Raw genomic sequence first — 18133 nt, 5'->3', positions numbered from 1 at the left:
TTTCGTGCCAACGCCGTCAGGCCTGGATCGAGAACCGACGGCGCTTTGCGGTTCTTTACGTTAGCTCACCGTCGGATTCTGCCGAACGAAAACTGATGCTCACCAGCGTTCCCCCTCCGGAGGGTTGAGAGAAAGTCAGCGTGCCGCTCAGCCTTTCCGCCCGCTCGCGCATAATATTTAATCCATAGTGCCCCGAAGGCTCATGCGGCTCGCCAATGCCGATGCCGTTATCGCGAATATAAACCGTGTGATTACCATCCGGCGCGGTCACGCAACTGACGGCAATTTCGGTTGCGCTGGCATGTTTAATCGCGTTCAGCACCGCTTCACGGACGATCTGCAGCAGATGCACCTGCATTTGCGCGTCCAGCGCCAGGGTCGGTAACCGGCAATCAAGCGTCAGTTTAGCTGAGGTCTGATTTTGCAGCGTTTCCAGCATTTCATGCAGGGCGGAGGGGAGATCGGCCTGCTGTAAAGTCAGGCGGAAGGTGGTGAGCAGTTCGCGTAGCTGGCGGTAGGCATCGTTCAGCGCCTGAGAGAAATCCGCCATAATGCTTTGCGCTGGGGCGTTATCTTCGGGAATCGAACGCTTCAGCAGCGTGAGCTGAATGCGTAAATAAGAGAGCACTTGCGCCAGCGAGTCGTGCAGCTCGCGCGCAATCGTCGCCCGTTCCTCCATTAACAACAGCTGCTGAAAATGTTTTTGCGCCTGGTTGAAGTACAACCCGCGACCCAGCATCGAGGAGACGCTGTTAAGCAGCGGGGTAGAAGCATTGACGTTCGGGCTTTGCCAGTGCAGTTCACCGTAGACGGTTTCCTGCATGGTGACCGGCAGGATCTGCATCGGCAGCTCGGGGCTTTTTGCGCCTTCGCTAATTCGCCAGTTATCTCCGACGGTGAGTTCCAGGAAATAGGCGGCGTCATGCTCGCGGACGATCTGTAAAATATGGCGGAAGCAGTACACATCAATCTGACTGGTATTTAACGCCTGAGAGCACTGATACAACACTTCCAGACGACGATTAGCTTCGTGGAGATCGTGGGTCTTCTCAGCGACAGACGCTTCTAGTGAGCGGTACAGCTTGTGTAATTCACTCGACATCTGGCTGAAGGTCTTGCCCAACAACCCGAGTTCGTTGGGCAAATCAGTATCCAGCGACGGGATGTCAAACTGACCGTGTTCAATGTGCTGGCTGGCCACCACCAGCTTATTCAGCGGACGCACCACCTGCTGGCGAATACGCCGTAAGGTAAAGAAAACGAGGGTGAAAATGCCGATCCCGCCCGCCAGTGAAATACCAAAAACCAGCATCACTTTGCGTTCAGCATAATGTTGCAGCGCCAGCACGAAGAGATCGATTTGATCGACATAGTTATTGATATTGCTCTGGTACCAATTTAAATCGCCATCGATCAGACGGGCGTTCATTTCCAGCCAGTTTGCATGTAGACGTCCATAGCGACTTTTTACCGCTTGAGGCACGTACCACGCGTTCAGGTTCTGTAGTGCTGGCGAGTTTAGCGCCTGCTGGAAAAGCTGGCGGTGAGCGTTAAGCTGCGGACTTTGGCTTTGCAGATCGTAACCCAGACGGTAACTTTGCATGCGCAATGAGCCAGCCACGTTGATGGCTTCGGCATCTCGTAAGCTGCTGGTCAGCGTGAGCAGCGCAATACCCGTTGAGAGAATCGACAACAGCACTATGTAGAAAAAAGCTTTAGCCAGACTGGCCGAGACCGGACGCTTTACCGTCACTTGTGCATCCTCACACAATACACGTCGCGCCTTAAAACAGCCCGAACGATGCGGTGTATTTGATAAATGTTAATAAAACGCCATGAAACTGGATGGTAACTGAAACGCAATTTCATATGCGATGAAATAAATTGATCTGCCACAGGTTCTGGATAAATAGTTGTGCTTCCTGGGCAAATGAACATTGCCGCTTCCTTCCGTGTCGGTTAATAACAACACTCATATAAAGAATAAGGTTTTTGCAACCAAAAAAGAAGGAAGCCATGAATCGTTTTATTATGGTTAATAGCCAGCAGTGCCTGGGATGCCATGCCTGTGAGGTCGCCTGCGTCATGGCTCACAATGGCGAGCAGCATGTCCTGAGTCAACGGCATTTCCAGCCCCGAATTACCGTCATCAAGCATCAGCAGCAGCGCAGTGCGGTAACCTGCCATCACTGTGAAGATGCGCCCTGCGCCAGAAGTTGCCCGAACGGGGCAATCAGCCATGATAACGACAGCGTTCAGGTGAACCCGAAAAAGTGTATTGGCTGTAAATCGTGCGTCGTTGCTTGTCCTTTCGGCACGATGCAGATCGTACTCACTCCTGTCGCTAAAGGGAAGGTGAAAGCCACTGCGCACAAATGCGATTTGTGTCAGGGACGCGAACAGGGACCCGCCTGCGTAGAGAACTGTCCGGCGCAGGCGTTACAACTGGTGACGGAAAATTCGCTTACTGGTCTGTCAAAAGCGCGCAGGCTACGCACCGCCAGTCTGGAAAGCCAGCCCTGGCATGCCAACGCCACCGATTTCGTTTCGCATGCAATTACCAAACGTGAGCAAATGCAGGCGACGCCTGCGCGTGGTGAGCCGGATAAGCTGGCAATTGAGGCCCGTAAAACCAGCTTTGAGGAGATCTATCTGCCGTTTCGTACGGCGCAAGCGGAACGGGAAGCGTCCCGCTGCCTGAAATGCGGCGACCACAGTATTTGCGAATGGACCTGCCCATTGCATAACCATATTCCGCAGTGGATTGAACTGGTCAAAGCCGGGAATATCGACGCGGCGGTTGAGCTTTCTCACCAGACCAACTGCCTGCCGGAAGTGACCGGGCGCGTATGTCCGCAGGACCGACTTTGCGAAGGGGCATGTACGGTGCGTAGCGAGCATGGGGCGGTCACTATCGGAAATATTGAGCGTTACATCTCTGATCGGGCCCTGAGCAAAGGATGGCGACCGGACTTAAGCCACGTGCAGAAAGTGGATAAGCGCGTTGCTATCATCGGCGCGGGTCCGGCGGGTCTGGCCTGCGCGGATGTGCTGGCGCGCAGCGGAGTCAGCGCCACCGTATACGATCGCCACCCTGAAATCGGCGGTTTGCTGACGTTCGGCATTCCGGCCTTCAAGCTGGACAAATCGCTGCTGGCCCGCCGCCGTGAAATCTTCAGCGCCATGGGTATTCATTTCGAACTTAACTGTGAAGTGGGTAAGGATGTGGCGCTGTCGGCGCTGCTGGAGGATTACGATGCCGTGTTCGTGGGCGTAGGAACCTATCGTTCCATGAAGGCGGATCTGCCGAATGAAGACGCGCCTGGCGTTTATGACGCGTTACCGTTCCTGATTGCCAACACCAAGCAGGTGATGGGGCTGGATGAACTGCCTGAAGAGCCGTTCATCGATACCGCCGGACTGAACGTGGTTGTACTGGGCGGAGGCGATACGGCAATGGACTGCGTGCGTACCGCGCTGCGTCATGGCGCACGCCAGGTGACCTGCGCTTATCGTCGTGATGAAGCCAACATGCCCGGTTCGAAAAAAGAGGTGAAGAACGCCCGGGAAGAGGGGGCGAACTTCGAGTTTAACGTCCAGCCGGTTGAGCTGGTGTTGCATGATGATGGCCGAGTCAGCGGCGTGCGTTTTTTACGTACCCAGCTTGGCGAGCCGGACGCGCAGGGGCGTCGTCGCCCGGTTCCCCTCGCCGGGAGTGAGTTTGTCATGCCCGCAGATGCGGTGATCATGGCGTTTGGTTTTCACCCACATGGCATGCCGTGGCTGGAGACGCATGGGGTTAAGGTCGATAACTGGGGGCGCATAGCCGCCAATGTTGAAAGCGCATACCGTTATCAAACCAGTAACCCGAAAATCTTCGCCGGTGGTGATGCGGTACGCGGTGCGGATCTGGTGGTTACGGCCATGGCGGAAGGACGGCATGCCGCCCAGGGGATCGTCGACTGGCTGGGCATAAAATCAGTCAAATCTCACTAAGTCGCTAAGAAGGCCGGATAAGGCGCGTTAGCGTTGCTATCCGGCTCTGTGCCGCATAATTGCCTGATGGTGCTTCGCTTATCAGGCCGACATTGCACCAAGACAAACCCGGTTTCACGGCGTAGTATTATTTCTCACTTCTTGCTGTGGAGCCGGTATGTCGCAAAAAATTACCCTCATCAAAGATAAAGTCCTTTCCGATAACTACTTCATCCTGCGCAATATCACCTATGACCTGACCCGTAGCAATGGAGAGGTGATTCGTCACAAACGCGAGGTTTACGATCGCGGCAACGGCGCCACTATCCTGCTGTATAACCCAGAGAAGAAAACGGTGGTGCTCATCCGCCAGTTTCGCATCGCCACCTGGGTCAATGGTAATGAAAGCGGTCAACTGATTGAAACCTGCGCCGGGCTGCTGGATAACGACGAACCGGAAGCGTGCATTCGGAAAGAGGCCATTGAAGAGACCGGCTTTGAAGTGGGGGAAGTGCGTAAGCTGTTTGAGCTCTATATGTCGCCGGGCGGCGTGACGGAGATAATTCATTTCTTTATTGCACAATACAGCGACAGCCAGCGGGCAAATGCGGGCGGAGGGGTGGAAGATGAAGATATTGAGGTTCTGGAGCTGCCGTTCACCCAGGCGCTGGAAATGATTAAAACGGGTGAAATCCGTGACGGTAAGACGGTGCTATTGCTGAACTATTTGCAGTCGTCGCATCTCATGGACTAATGCGCGGGATTTATATTTCTTTACAAATTTTCGGCCAATCCGACGATTCTTATTGAGCCACATCAGTCGCGCAAGGAAGATACCGCTTAGGCTGTGTGTTTTGACTTCGGGGTTGTACCGTCCATGCGCTATCGCGTTATTTTACTTTTCCTGCTCGGGTTGTTACCCGTCCGTTTGCTGTGGGCCGCGCCCGCGCAACAGACGTTTTCTGACTGGCAGGTGACGTGCAATAACCAAAACTTTTGCGTGGCGCGCAATACCGGAGAACATCACGGCCTGGTCATGACCTTGAGCCGCAGTGCCGGGGCACATACCGACGCCGTGTTGCGTATTGAACTGGGTGGGCTGGAATCGCCTACAGCCAAAGAGAGCGATATTGCGCCACGTCTGCTACTGGATGGCGCGTCGCTCCCGCTTCGCGGCGAACACTGGCGTATTACCCCCTGGCAACTGATGACCGATGATCCGGCCACCATCAGCGCATTTTTAACAACCGTACAGGACGCGAAGGCGATAACCCTGCAAAAAGGGGCGCAAAACCTGTCCCTGGTCGGGCTAAAAGCCGCGCTGCTTTTTATCGACGCCCAGCAAAAACGGGTCGGCAGCGAAACCGCATGGATCGAAAAAGGCGACGAGCCTCCGCTCAGCGTTCCTCCCGCTCCCGCTTTAAAAGGCGTGGCTGTGATTAACCCAACGCCAACGCCTCTCACGCAACAAGAGCGCAGTGAATTGCTGGATTACGGTAACTGGCGGATCAACGGTATTCGCTGTTCGATCGATCCGCTGCGTCGCGAGATGCGCGTCACGGCCTTAACGGATGATAAAGCGCTGCTGATGATCGGCTGTGAAGCCGGGGCATATAACACCATCGATCTGGCGTGGGTGGTTTCACGTACTACCCCGTTGACGTCACGGGCGGTACGGCTAAGCCTGCCTTTTAAAACGGATGCGGAAAGCCGCGATATGGAGCTGACCAACGCCACGTTTGATGAGAAGTCGCGCGAGCTGGTAACCCTCGCTAAAGGACGAGGGTTGGCAGATTGCGGTATCCAGACTCGCTGGCGCTACGACGGTCAGCGTTTTCGTCTGGTGCGCTATGCCCAAGAGCCAAGCTGCGATAACTGGCATGGGCCAGATGCCTGGCCCACGCTGTGGATCACACGTTAAGCACCTTATGCGCTTTGTCGACAATGTTATCCACCGTAAAGCCGAAGAACGGGAACAGCTTGTCTGCCGGAGCCGACTCCCCATAACCCGTCATACCGACAATCGCCCCTTTCAGCCCAACATATTTGTACCAGTAGTCGGCAATTCCTGCTTCTACCGCCACGCGCGCGCTGACGTTTGAGGGGAGGACCGATTCCCGATACGCTTCATCCTGGGCGTCGAAGATATCGGTTGAGGGCAGAGAAACCACCCGCACGTTACGACCTTCACCGGTCAGTTTTTCCGCCGCCAGCAGTGTGATTTCCATTTCTGAACCGGTAGCAATCAGGATAACATCCGGCTTACCGCCGCCATCCTTCAGCACATAGCCGCCGCGGGCAATCTGCTGCACTTGCTCAGGCGTCCGCTCAACCTGCGCCAGATTTTGCCGCGAGAGGATCAGCGCCGTTGGCCCGTCATGGCGTTCGACCGCCAGCTTCCAGCCTACCGCCGCTTCAACCTGATCGCAGGGTCGCCAGGTGCTGAAATTAGGCGTCAGACGCAGGCTGGCGAGCTGTTCGACGGCCTGGTGCGTGGGACCATCTTCCCCAAGGCCAATCGAGTCGTGGGTATAAACCATGATTTGTCGGGCTTTCATCAGCGCCGCCATGCGTGCGGCATTACGGGCATATTCGACAAACATCAGGAACGTTGCGGTGTACGGTACGAAGCCCCCGTGGTGAGCGATACCGTTGGCAATCGCGGTCATGCCAAATTCCCGCACGCCGTAGTGGATGTAGTTTCCTGCATGATCCTCTTTAAGAGAAGTGGAGCCTTTCCAGATGGTCAGGTTGCTGGGCGCCAGATCCGCCGAACCGCCAAGCAGCTCAGGCAGTATCGGCCCGTAAGCGTTCAGGGTATTTTGCGAAGCCTTACGGGTGGCGATTTTGGCCGGATTGGCCTGCAGCTCGGTGATATATTTCTGGGTCGTTTCTTCCCACTCTTCCGGCAGTCCACCGCTCATCCGGCGGGTAAACTCTGCCGCCAGGTCCGGATGTGCATGTCGATAAGCGGCGAATTTCTCATTCCAGCTCTGTTGGGCTTTCTCGCCTTTTTCACGAGCGTCCCACGCCCGGTAAATCTCTTTGGGGATTTCAAAGGCAGGATGATGCCACCCCAACTTCTGTCGGGTCAGCGCCACTTCTTCTTCACCCAGCGCAGCGCCGTGCGCTTCCTCTTTCCCGGCTTTATTCGGTGAACCAAAACCAATCACCGTGCGGCAGATAATCAGCGACGGTTTATCGGTAACGGCCTTTGCTTCCTGAATCGCTTTTTTCACCGCCTCAGGGTCATGGCCGTCAATCTCGTGCACTACATGCCAGTGATAGGCCTCAAAGCGTTTCGCGGTATCGTCGGTAAACCAGCCGTCGGTTTCGCCATCAATTGAGATGCCGTTGTGATCGTAAAAGCCGATGAGTTTGCCAAGTCCCAGGGTGCCCGCCAGTGAGCACACTTCGTGAGAAATGCCCTCCATCAGACAGCCGTCGCCCATAAAGACCCAGGTATAGTGATTAACAATCTCGTGGTCTGGCTGGTTAAACTGCGCCGCCAGCGTGCGTTCTGCAATCGCCATTCCGACAGCGTTGGCTAAACCCTGACCCAACGGTCCGGTGGTGGTCTCCACGCCCGGCGTATAGCCAATTTCCGGGTGTCCTGGCGTCTTCGAATGGAGCTGGCGGAAGTTCTTTAACTCTTCGAGCGGCAGGTTGTAGCCGGAAAGATGCAACAGGCTGTAAAGCAGCATTGAGGCGTGGCCATTGGACAAAATAAACCGGTCACGATCGTACCAGGTGGGATCGGACGGGTTATGGCGCAGGAAATCGTTCCACAGTACTTCGGCGATATCGGCCATCCCCATTGGTGCTCCAGGGTGGCCAGAGTTAGCTTTTTGGACGGCATCCATACTTAGCGCACGAATGGCATTGGCAAGCTCTTTACGGGGCATAGGAAATACTCCTTGAAAAGTAAAGTGTTAGATGCGTGTTGTGATTCACACTTTTGAGATAATTGTGGGCGTTGTCAGCAAAAAGCATAGCAGACAAGCATGGTATTGCTGGCTTAAGCAGGTAACATAGATGTTATAAATTGATAACAAATTCTTTCTTTGAATGGTGAGAGTATGGGGACCTTCAAAGTTTGTGCCGTTGACTGAGGTGATAATGTGCGGCTCAGTAGAATGGTTACCCGCGCCACTTTTTTGATAGATACGTGAAAGGAACAACAAGATGGATGACCAGTTAAAACAAAGCGCCCTCGATTTCCACGAATTTCCGGTACCCGGTAAAATCCAGGTTTCTCCGACCAAGCCTCTGGCAACCCAGCGCGACCTCGCGTTGGCCTACTCGCCGGGCGTGGCTGCACCGTGTCTTGAAATTGAAAAAGACCCGCTGGCAGCCTACAAATACACCGCACGCGGCAACCTGGTTGCGGTTATTTCCAACGGTACTGCGGTTCTGGGTCTGGGTAATATTGGCGCGCTGGCCGGTAAACCAGTGATGGAAGGTAAAGGCGTTCTGTTTAAGAAATTCGCCGGGATTGACGTGTTCGACATCGAAGTTGATGAACTCGATCCGGATAAATTTATCAACGTGGTAGCGGCGCTTGAACCAACGTTTGGCGGCATTAACCTCGAAGATATCAAAGCGCCGGAGTGCTTCTACATTGAGCAAAAACTCCGTGAGCGCATGAATATTCCGGTATTCCACGATGACCAGCACGGTACGGCAATCATCAGTACTGCCGCAATCCTTAACGGTCTGCGGGTGGTTGAGAAAAATATCTCTGATGTGCGCATGGTGGTGTCCGGCGCAGGTGCGGCGGCGATTGCCTGTATGAACCTGCTGGTGGCGCTGGGGATGCAGAAACACAACATTGTGGTCTGCGACTCCAAAGGGGTGATTTACAAAGATCGTGAACCAAACATGGCGGAAACCAAAGCGGCTTACGCAGTGGTGGATGACGGTAAGCGTACGCTGGATGATGTCATTGACGGCGCAGACATTTTCCTCGGTTGCTCTGGCCCGAAAGTGCTGACGCAGGAAATGGTTAAGAAGATGGCGCGTGCGCCAATGATCCTGGCCCTCGCCAACCCGGAACCGGAAATCCTGCCGCCGCTGGCGAAAGAGGTGCGTTCTGACGCCATCATTTGCACCGGCCGTTCCGACTACCCGAACCAGGTTAATAACGTCCTGTGCTTCCCGTTCATCTTCCGCGGCGCGCTGGACGTCGGCGCTACTGCCATCAACGAAGAGATGAAACTGGCCGCGGTACACGCCATTGCTGAGCTGGCGCACGCCGAGCAGAGCGAAGTGGTGGCCTCCGCCTATGGCGACCAGGACCTGAGCTTCGGGCCGGAATACATTATTCCGAAACCGTTCGACCCGCGTCTGATCGTCAAAATCGCCCCTGCGGTGGCGAAGGCGGCGATGGATTCCGGTGTGGCAACGCGTCCGATTGCCGACTTTGATGCTTACATCGATAAGCTGACCGAATTCGTCTACAAAACCAACCTGTTCATGAAACCGATTTTCTCTCTGGCACGCAAAGCGCCGAAGCGCGTGGTGCTGACTGAAGGGGAAGAGGCGCGTGTACTGCATGCCACGCAGGAGCTGATCACTTTAGGTCTGGCGAAACCGATCCTGATCGGTCGTCCGAGCGTTATCGAAATGCGTATCCAGAAACTGGGTCTGCAGATCAAAGCAGGCGTCGATTTTGAGATCGTCAACAATGAATCCGATCCGCGCTTTAAAGAGTACTGGAGCGAGTACTACCAGATTATGAAACGTCGTGGTATTACCCAGGAGCAGGCGCAGCGTGCGGTAATTGCCAACACCACGGTGATCGGCGCGATCATGGTGCAGCGCGGCGAAGCGGATGCAATGATCTGCGGTACGATTGGCGACTACCATGAGCACTTCAGCGTGGTGAAAGAGGTGTTTGGTCACCGCGATGGCGTGCATACTGCCGGGGCGATGAACGCCTTGCTGCTGCCAAGCGGTAACACCTTTATCGCCGATACCTACGTTAACGACGATCCTACGCCGGAGCAACTGGCGGAAATCGCCGTGATGGCGGCAGAAACCGTGCGTCGCTTTGGTATCGAACCGAAGGTGGCGCTGCTGTCGCACTCCAACTTTGGTTCATCTAACTGTCCGTCGGCCAGCAAAATGCGCGAAGCGCTGGAGCTGATTAAGGCGCGTGCGCCAGAGTTGATGATTGATGGCGAAATGCACGGCGATGCCGCGCTGGTGGAAAGCATCCGTCATGACCGCATGCCGGACAGTCCGCTGAAAGGCTCAGCGAATATTCTGGTGATGCCGAATATGGAAGCTGCCCGTATTAGTTACAACTTACTACGCGTTTCCAGCTCTGAAGGCGTAACGGTCGGCCCGGTGCTGATGGGGGTTGCGAAACCGGTTCACGTATTAACGCCGATCGCTTCTGTTCGTCGTATCGTTAATATGGTGGCGCTGGCGGTCGTAGAAGCCCAAACTCAACCGCTGTAATTTCACTTTAATTTATTTCCGGCGCGGGTTTCTCCCGCGCCTTTTTATTTCCCCTTTCTTAGTGATCCACTTCACCTTTTAAACATGGTTGCCGAATTTTGTTATTTACTCTGACAAAAAATTGCCACGATGAGGGCAGTTTTAGCGGAGGCGGTGAGCAATGGAAAAAGAACGCATTATTCAGGAATTTGTGCCGGGGAAACAGGTTACGCTGGCGCATCTCATTGCGCACCCTGGTGAGGAACTGGCGAAAAAGATCGGCGTTCCCGAAGCGGGCGCCATCGGCATCATGACGCTGACGCCAGGCGAAACCGCGATGATTGCCGGTGACTTAGCTATGAAGGCGGCAGATGTACATATCGGCTTTCTCGATCGATTCAGCGGTGCGCTGGTCATCTACGGCTCGGTAGGCGCGGTAGAAGAAGCGTTATTACAGACGGTAAGCGGTCTGGGTCGGTTATTAAATTTCACTTTGTGCAACCTGACAAAAAGTTAATCAGAGGCGGCGATGAAACGTATTGCGTTTGTCGGTACGGTGGGGGCGGGGAAAACAACGCTCTTTAATGCGCTACAGGGAAATTATTCCCTCGCCAGAAAAACACAGGCCGTGGAGTTTAATGAAAATGGCGATATCGACACGCCAGGAGAATATTTTAGCCATCCGCGCTGGTATCACGCCTTAATTACCACGCTGCAGGATGTTGATACGTTGATTTATATACACGCGGCAAATGATAAAGAAAGTCGCTTACCTGCCGGGCTGTTGGATATCGGCGCCAGTAAACGACAAATCGCCGTTATCAGCAAAACGGACATGCCGGATGCCGACGTCGCCGCAACGCGACAACTACTTCGCGGGATAGGGTTCCAGGAGCCGATTTTCGAACTCAACAGCCATGACCCGCGCAGCGTGCAGCACCTGGTGGATTATCTGACTGAGCTCAGCCAAAAGGAGGAAAGGGCAGGTGAAAAAACTCATCACAGCTAACGATATTCGTGCGGCCCACGCACGCGGCGAACAGGAAATGTCGGTTGTTCTGCGCGCCAGCATCATCACCCCGGAGGCGCGCGAAGTTGCGGAGCTGCTGGGCGTCACCATCAGTGAATGCGATGAATCCGCGCCAACCGCTGCTGCTGCCGCACCGGTTGCGGTGGATGATGGCAAAACGGAAAGCCAGCGCATTCGCGAAACCATCATTGCGCAGTTACCGGAAGGGCAGTTTACCGAAAGCCTGGTCGCCCAACTGATGGACAAAGTCATGAAGGAGAAACAGTCGCTGGAGCAGGGCGGAATGCAGCCGAGCTTTACCTCGGTGACCGGCAAAGGCGGCGTCAAAGTCATCGACGGCAGCAGCGTGAAGTTTGGTCGTTTTGACGGCGCACAGCCGCACTGCGTGGGTTTAACCGATCTGGTGACCGACCAGGACGGTAGCAGCATGGCCGCCGGGTTCATGCAGTGGGATAACGCTTTTTTCCCATGGACGCTGAACTACGACGAAATCGACATGATTCTGGAAGGCGAGCTGCACGTTCGCCACGAAGGCGAAACCATGATTGCTAAAGCCGGGGACGTGATGTTTATCCCGAAAGGCTCCAGCATCGAATTTGGTACGCCATCGACGGTGAAATTTCTGTATGTGGCCTGGCCTGCGAACTGGCAGTCCTGCTAAGGCGGATGTATGAAGGATTTCATTACCGAAGCATGGCTCAGAGCGAATCATACGCTCAGCGAAGGGGCTGAAATTCATCTCCCCGCTGATGCTCGCCTGACGCCATCTGCCCGGGAATTACTGGAAAGCCGACATCTGCGCATTAAGTATATCGACGAGCAGGGCAGCCTGTTTATTGATGACGAAGAACAGCAGCCGCAGCAGGTGCATGGTTTAACCAGCAGCGATACGCATCCACAGGCCAGTTGCGAACTGTGTCATCAACCGGTGGTGAAGAAAGCAGACACGCTGACGCATCTGACAGCGGACAAGATGGTCGCTAAAAGTGACCCGCGCCTGGGATTTCGCGCCGCGCTGGACAGCACCATCGCCCTGGCCGTGTGGTTGCAAATAGAGCTGGCGGAACCGTGGCAGCCGTGGCTGGCGGATATCCGTTCGCGTCTGGGCAACATTATGCGCGCCGACGCTATCGACGAGCCGCTGGCAGCACAAGCTATCGTCGGGTTAAGCGACGAAGATTTACACCGGCTTTCGCATCAGCCGCTGCGCTATCTGGACCACGACCATCTGGTGCCTGAAGCCAGTCATGGCCGTGATTGCGCGTTGCTTAATCTGCTGCGTACCAAAGTCCGTGAAACGGAGACGGTGGCGGCCCAGGTATTCATCACCCGTAGTTTTGACGTGATGCGACCGGACATCATGCAGGCGCTCAATCGCCTTTCCAGTACGGTCTACGTGATGATGATTCTGAGCGTAGCGAAGCATCCACTGACGGTTAGCCAAATTCAACAGCGACTGGGGGAGAAGCAATGATCATTGAACGTGCTCGTCAACTCGCCCAGCGCTCACCTGCACGGGTGGTGTTCCCGGATGCGCTGGATGTTCGGGTGTTGAAAGCGGCAAATTACCTGCATCAGCACGGTCTGGCACATCCTGTTCTCGTCGCCAGTCCGTTTGCGCTGCGCCAGTTTGCCCTCAGCCATCGGGTGGCGATGGATGGCATTCAGGTTATCGACCCGCAAAGCAACCAGTCCATGCGTGAAGAGTTTGCGCTGCGCTGGCTGGCCCGCGCGGGAGATAAAACGCCTGCAGATGCGCTGGAAAAACTCAACGATCCGCTGATGTTCGCCGCCGCCATGGTTAGCGCGGGTAAAGCTGACGTCTGTATTGCGGGCAATTTGTCGTCGACAGCAAACGTGCTGCGCGCTGGGTTACGCATTATTGGGTTACAGCCAGGCTGTAAAACGCTGTCGTCAATTTTCCTGATGCTGCCGCAGTACCTCGGGCCGGCATTAGGGTTTGCCGATTGCAGCGTCGTGCCGCAGCCCACAGCCGCACAACTGGCGGATATTGCGATTGCCAGCGCGCAGACATGGCAGGCGATCACCGGTGAAGAACCGCGCGTGGCCATGCTGTCGTTTTCAAGTCAAGGCAGCGCTCGTCATCCCAACGTCGCTAACGTGCAGCAGGCTACGGAGATCGTTCGTGAGCGTGCCCCGCAGCTTACCGTGGATGGGGAACTGCAATTTGATGCCGCCTTTGTTCCGGATGTCGCCGCGCAAAAAGCGCCCGCCAGTCCGTTAAAGGGCAATGCCAATGTGATGGTCTTCCCATCGCTGGAGGCAGGCAATATTGGCTACAAAATCGCCCAGCGTCTGGGAGGGTATCGTGCCGTAGGTCCGTTGATCCAAGGGCTTGCCGCACCGCTTCATGACCTCTCTCGCGGCTGTAGCGTACAGGAAATTATCGAACTGGCGTTGGTGGCAGCAGTGCCGCGTCAGACTGACATGAGTCGTGAAAACGCCTCACACACACTGGTTGTTTAGGTCCCGTTCTGGACCCCTTAATGAGAGGAAAACACAATGGAAGCATTAGGAATGATTGAAACCCGGGGCCTGGTTGCACTGATTGAGGCTTCTGACGCAATGGTTAAAGCGGCACGCGTGAAACTGGTCGGCGTGAAGCAGATCGGCGGCGGTCTGGTTACTGCAATGGTCCGTGGCGACGTAGCGGCATGTAAAGCCGCAACGGATGCTGGTGCTGCTGCTGCACAGCGTATTGGTGAGCTGGTTTCCGTACACGTGATCCCGCGTCCGCATGGCGATCTGGAAGAAGTGTTCCCGATCAGCTTTAAAGGCGACAGCAACGACATGTAAGTCGTCCACGTGACGCCACAGACTTCATTGCTGGCGTCACCCTCTCTCCTTTTCACATTACCTTCTGCGGAGGGTAGGGGGAGGTTTTACCTGAAATATGCCACGGAGGCGCGTATGAAACTGGCAATCGTCACAGGACAAATTGTTTGTACCGTACGCCATCAGGGGCTCGCGCACGACAAGTTGCTGATGGTGGAAATGATTGATGCCTGCGGAAATCCCGACGGGCAATGTGCTGTTGCTATCGACAGCATTGGGGCGGGAACCGGAGAGTGGGTGCTGCTGGTCAGCGGAAGCTCAGCCCGTCAGGCGCACCGTAACGAATCATCACCTGTCGATCTGTGCGTGATTGGCATTGTTGATGAAGTGGTGGCAGGTGGTCAGGTGATCTTCCATAAATAAGGCAGAAAATCATGAATCAACAGGATATTGAACAGGTCGTGAAAGCGGTGCTGCTGAAAATGAAAGACAGCAGCCAACCCGTCAGTGCCGTTCAAGAAATGGGCGTTTTTGCCTCCCTGGATGACGCAGTGGCGGCAGCAAAACTGGCCCAGCAAGGGCTGAAAAGCGTTGCCATGCGCCAACTGGCTATCACGGCTCTACGTGAGGCGGGCGAAAAACATGCCCGAGAATTAGCGGAACTTGCCGTCACAGAAACCGGCATGGGACGCGTTGAAGATAAATTTGCCAAAAACGTGGCGCAGGCACGCGCCACGCCGGGCGTGGAATGCCTGTCTCCACAGGTTCTGACCGGTGATAACGGCCTGACGCTGATTGAAAACGCGCCGTGGGGCGTGGTGGCCTCGGTGACACCGTCCACCAACCCGGCTGCGACCGTTATTAACAACGCCATCAGCCTGATTGCGGCTGGCAACAGCGTGGTCTTCGCACCGCATCCGGCTGCCAAGGGCGTGTCTCAGCGCGCTATCACTCTGCTTAACCAGGCGGTAGTTGCAGCAGGCGGACCGGCAAACCTGCTGGTTACCGTGGCCAATCCGGATATTGAAACCGCCCAGCGTCTGTTTAAGTACCCAGGCATCGGCCTGCTGGTGGTGACCGGCGGTGAAGCCGTAGTGGATGCCGCGCGTAAGCACACCAACAAACGTCTGATTGCCGCCGGTGCGGGAAATCCGCCGGTGGTGGTTGATGAAACGGCTGATCTGGCACGCGCAGCCCAGTCGATCGTCAAAGGCGCTTCGTTTGACAACAACATTATCTGCGCCGACGAAAAAGTGCTGATCGTGGTCGATAGCGTCGCTGATGAGCTGATGCGTCTGATGGAAAGCCAGCATGCAGTCAAGCTGACCACAGCTCAGGCCGAACAGCTGCAACCGGTGCTGCTGAAAAATGTCGATGAACGCGGTAAAGGCACGGTCAGTCGTGACTGGGTTGGCCGCGACGCAGGAAAAATCGCTGCGGCGATTGGTCTGAACGTACCGGAGCAAACCCGGCTGTTGTTCGTCGAAACCTCTGCGACTCATCCGTTTGCCGTAACCGAACTGATGATGCCGGTTCTGCCGGTCGTGCGGGTCGCCAACGTCGATGAGGCCATTGAACTGGCGGTCAAGCTTGAAGGCGGCTGTCACCATACGGCGGCGATGCACTCGCGCAATATCGACAACATGAACCGCATGGCCAACGCCATTGATACCAGCATTTTCGTTAAGAACGGACCGTGCATTGCCGGTCTTGGACTCGGTGGCGAAGGCTGGACCACGATGACCATTACCACGCCAACCGGGGAAGGGGTGACCAGCGCACGCACGTTTGTGCGTCTGCGTCGCTGTGTGTTGGTGGATGCCTTCAGAATTGTATAAGGAGTAAACGACATGGCGCACGACGAACAACGTTGGCTGACACCCAGATTGCTAAAAGCGGCAACGCTATGTAACCAGACGCCCGTAAAGAGCGATTCACCGCTGTGGCTGGGCGTGGATTTGGGGACGTGTGATGTGGTGTCGATGGTTGTCGACAGTGACGGACAGCCGGTTGCGGTTTGCCTGGACTGGGCCGACGTCGTGCGCGATGGCATCGTCTGGGATTTCTTCGGTGCGGTGACCATCGTTCGTCGCCATCTCGATACGCTCGAACAACAGTTGGGTTGCCGCTTTACCCACGCGGCAACCTCGTTTCCACCGGGAACTGACCCACGAATCTCGATCAACGTGCTGGAATCTGCCGGGCTTGAAGTCAGTCATGTGCTCGACGAACCGACCGCGGTGGCGGACCTGTTGCAGCTTGATAACGCTGGCGTGGTGGATATCGGTGGCGGTACCACCGGGATTGCGATTGTGAAGCGAGGCAAGGTGACTTACTCCGCCGATGAAGCGACCGGCGGGCACCACATTTCTCTGACGCTTGCCGGGAACCGTCGCATCCAGTTGGAAGAGGCGGAGCAGTACAAACGCAGCAACGGTAAAGAAATTTGGCCGGTGGTTAAGCCGGTCTACGAAAAAATGGCGGAAATTGTGGCTCACCATATTGCCGGACAGGGCGTGGCTGATTTATGGCTGGCCGGTGGTTCCTGTATGCAGCCGGGCGTTGATGAACTGTTTCGTAAGCGTTTCCCGGAACTGCAGGTGCATTTACCCCAGCACAGCCTGTTTATGACCCCGCTGGCGATTGCAAATAGCGGAAAAGAAAAAGCGGAAGGAATCTATGCAAGCTGAATTGCAGACCGCGCTCTTTCAGGCATTCGATACCCTGAATCTGCAACGCGTAAAAACGTTTAGCGTTCCACCGGTTACGTTGTGTGGACTGGGAGCGCTCAGTACCTGCGGACAGGAAGCACAAACGCGCGGCCTGACGCATATGTTCGTCATGGTCGACAGTTTCCTGCACCAGGCGGGGATGACCGCCGCACTGGAACGCAGCCTGGCGATGAAAGGCGTGGCGATGACGCTGTGGCCATGTCCGGTGGGCGAACCGTGCATTACGGACGTCTGCGCGGCGGTCGCGCAACTGCGTGAATCGAAGTGCGATGGCGTAGTGGCCTTTGGTGGCGGTTCCGTATTGGATGCCGCAAAAGCCGTGGCGTTGCTGGTGACCAATCCCACCCAGACGCTGGCAGACATGGATGAGAGCAGCGCGTTACGCCCGCGTCTGCCGCTGATTGCCGTACCGACTACCGCCGGAACGGGTTCAGAAACCACTAATGTCACGGTGATTATCGACGCTGCGACCGGGCTTAAAAAAGTGCTGGCCCACGCAACCCTGATGCCGGATGTGGCGATTCTTGACGCCGCGCTGACGGAAGGTGTGCCAGCACACGTAACGGCGATGACCGGGATCGATGCGCTGACGCATGCCGTTGAAGCGTATAGCGCTCTGAACGCGACGCCGTTTACCGACAGTCTGGCGATTGGCGCGATTGCGATGATAGGTAAATCGCTGCCGAAGGCCGTTGGCTATGGTCAGGATCTGGCGGCGCGAGAAAGCATGCTACTGGCTTCCTGTATGGCCGGGATGGCGTTTTCCAGCGCGGGGCTGGGCCTGTGTCACGCGATGGCGCACCAGCCGGGTGCGACGCTGCACATCCCACATGGACAGGCTAACGCCATGTTGCTGCCCACAGTAATGGGTTTCAACCGCATGGTGTGTCGTGAGCGTTTCAGCCATATCGGACGGGCGTTAACCAACAAGAAGTCGGACGATCGCGATGCCATCAACGCCGTCAGTGAGCTGATTAGCGAAGTGGGCCAGACCAAACGACTCTCTGACGTTGGGGCAAAGCCCGAGCATTACAGCGCATGGGCTCACGCCGCGCTGGAGGATATTTGTATTCGCAGTAACCCACGCACCGCCACGCAGGCCGACATTATCGCGTTGTATGCGGCGGCACAATAAATACACATATGACAGGGAGTG

Annotated in this window: 16 protein-coding genes; 14 read left to right on the top strand and 2 right to left on the bottom strand. The window is 55.7% G+C overall.

Translation table 11 applies throughout. From position 1 onward, the window contains the following. Nucleotides 1–55: 55 nt before the first annotated feature. Entirely contained in the window at nt 56–1753 is a 1698-nt protein-coding gene (gene narQ, locus KQJ19_RS01380; RefSeq protein WP_016157109.1) for a nitrate/nitrite two-component system sensor histidine kinase NarQ, read from the bottom strand. Between the two features lie 263 nt (nt 1754–2016). Between narQ and aegA the strand changes: the two genes are divergently transcribed. The 3 genes from aegA to KQJ19_RS01365 all read left to right on the top strand — a co-directional run bounded on the left by aegA (nt 2017) and on the right by KQJ19_RS01365 (nt 5896). Next, nucleotides 2017–3996 carry a formate-dependent uric acid utilization protein AegA gene (aegA, locus tag KQJ19_RS01375; RefSeq protein ID WP_049282281.1) on the top strand — a complete coding sequence of 660 codons (1980 nt, stop codon included), beginning with the start codon at nt 2017–2019 and terminating at the stop codon, nt 3994–3996. Nucleotides 3997–4153: 157 nt separating this feature from the next. Then, nucleotides 4154–4729: a GDP-mannose pyrophosphatase NudK gene (gene nudK / locus KQJ19_RS01370; RefSeq protein ID WP_049282280.1), complete on the top strand. Its 576-nt coding sequence runs from the start codon at nt 4154–4156 to the stop codon at nt 4727–4729. A 123-nt stretch (nt 4730–4852) separates the two neighbouring features. Continuing rightward, the gene (locus KQJ19_RS01365; protein WP_141875481.1) at nt 4853–5896 is read left to right on the top strand and encodes a DUF1176 domain-containing protein; all 1044 of its coding nucleotides are present in this window, start codon (nt 4853–4855) and stop codon (nt 5894–5896) included. On the opposite strand, the gene tkt is transcribed toward KQJ19_RS01365, so the two are convergent. After that, complete coding sequence (gene tkt / locus KQJ19_RS01360; protein WP_216403271.1) at nt 5886–7880, bottom strand: transketolase; 1995 nt, start codon at nt 7878–7880, stop codon at nt 5886–5888. The two genes, KQJ19_RS01365 and tkt, sit on opposite strands and share 11 nt — an antisense overlap. Before the next feature lie 280 nt (nt 7881–8160). Here tkt and maeB point away from each other — a divergent pair, with 280 nt between their 5' ends. From maeB to eutG, 11 genes are all read left to right on the top strand, one after another. After that, on the top strand, nt 8161–10440 hold the full coding sequence (gene maeB / locus KQJ19_RS01355) for an NADP-dependent oxaloacetate-decarboxylating malate dehydrogenase (protein ID WP_016153959.1): 2280 nt from the start codon (nt 8161–8163) through the stop codon (nt 10438–10440). Between the two features lie 160 nt (nt 10441–10600). Then, nucleotides 10601–10936 (top strand): ethanolamine utilization microcompartment protein EutS, encoded by a 336-nt coding sequence (eutS, locus tag KQJ19_RS01350; protein ID WP_003037995.1) that lies wholly within the window; start codon nt 10601–10603, stop codon nt 10934–10936. A 12-nt stretch (nt 10937–10948) separates the two neighbouring features. Then, nucleotides 10949–11428 carry an ethanolamine utilization acetate kinase EutP gene (eutP, locus tag KQJ19_RS01345; RefSeq protein ID WP_016153958.1) on the top strand — a complete coding sequence of 160 codons (480 nt, stop codon included), beginning with the start codon at nt 10949–10951 and terminating at the stop codon, nt 11426–11428. Further along, nucleotides 11406–12110 (top strand): ethanolamine utilization acetate kinase EutQ, encoded by a 705-nt coding sequence (eutQ, locus tag KQJ19_RS01340; RefSeq protein WP_181221344.1) that lies wholly within the window; start codon nt 11406–11408, stop codon nt 12108–12110. The genes eutP and eutQ overlap by 23 nt, the downstream gene beginning before the upstream one ends. A 9-nt stretch (nt 12111–12119) precedes the next feature. Continuing rightward, nucleotides 12120–12923 (top strand): ethanolamine utilization cob(I)yrinic acid a,c-diamide adenosyltransferase EutT, encoded by an 804-nt coding sequence (gene eutT / locus KQJ19_RS01335; protein ID WP_019077358.1) that lies wholly within the window; start codon nt 12120–12122, stop codon nt 12921–12923. After that, complete coding sequence (gene pta, locus KQJ19_RS01330; protein ID WP_016153955.1) at nt 12920–13936, top strand: phosphate acetyltransferase; 1017 nt, start codon at nt 12920–12922, stop codon at nt 13934–13936. Before eutT ends, pta begins: the two co-directional genes overlap by 4 nt. A 36-nt stretch (nt 13937–13972) precedes the next feature. Then, the gene (gene eutM, locus KQJ19_RS01325; RefSeq protein WP_003835054.1) at nt 13973–14266 is read left to right on the top strand and encodes an ethanolamine utilization microcompartment protein EutM; all 294 of its coding nucleotides are present in this window, start codon (nt 13973–13975) and stop codon (nt 14264–14266) included. A gap of 114 nt (nt 14267–14380) precedes the next feature. After that, entirely contained in the window at nt 14381–14668 is a 288-nt protein-coding gene (eutN, locus tag KQJ19_RS01320; protein WP_016153954.1) for an ethanolamine utilization microcompartment protein EutN, read from the top strand. An 11-nt stretch (nt 14669–14679) separates the two neighbouring features. Next, on the top strand, nt 14680–16083 hold the full coding sequence (locus tag KQJ19_RS01315; protein WP_016153953.1) for an aldehyde dehydrogenase family protein: 1404 nt from the start codon (nt 14680–14682) through the stop codon (nt 16081–16083). 12 nt (nt 16084–16095) lie between these two features. Continuing rightward, a complete protein-coding gene (eutJ, locus tag KQJ19_RS01310; protein WP_016153952.1) occupies nt 16096–16935 on the top strand; it encodes an ethanolamine utilization protein EutJ in 840 nt (279 codons plus the stop codon). Next, nucleotides 16925–18112, top strand: coding sequence for an ethanolamine utilization ethanol dehydrogenase EutG (gene eutG, locus KQJ19_RS01305; protein ID WP_016153951.1), 1188 nt, complete (start codon nt 16925–16927; stop codon nt 18110–18112). The genes eutJ and eutG overlap by 11 nt, the downstream gene beginning before the upstream one ends. Nucleotides 18113–18133 lie beyond the last annotated feature (21 nt).

Source organism: Citrobacter sp. S46_ASV_140, assembly GCF_018919545.1.
Classification (GTDB): Bacteria; Pseudomonadota; Gammaproteobacteria; order Enterobacterales; family Enterobacteriaceae; genus Citrobacter; species Citrobacter braakii.
This window is presented reverse-complemented; position numbering and strand designations above follow the sequence as displayed.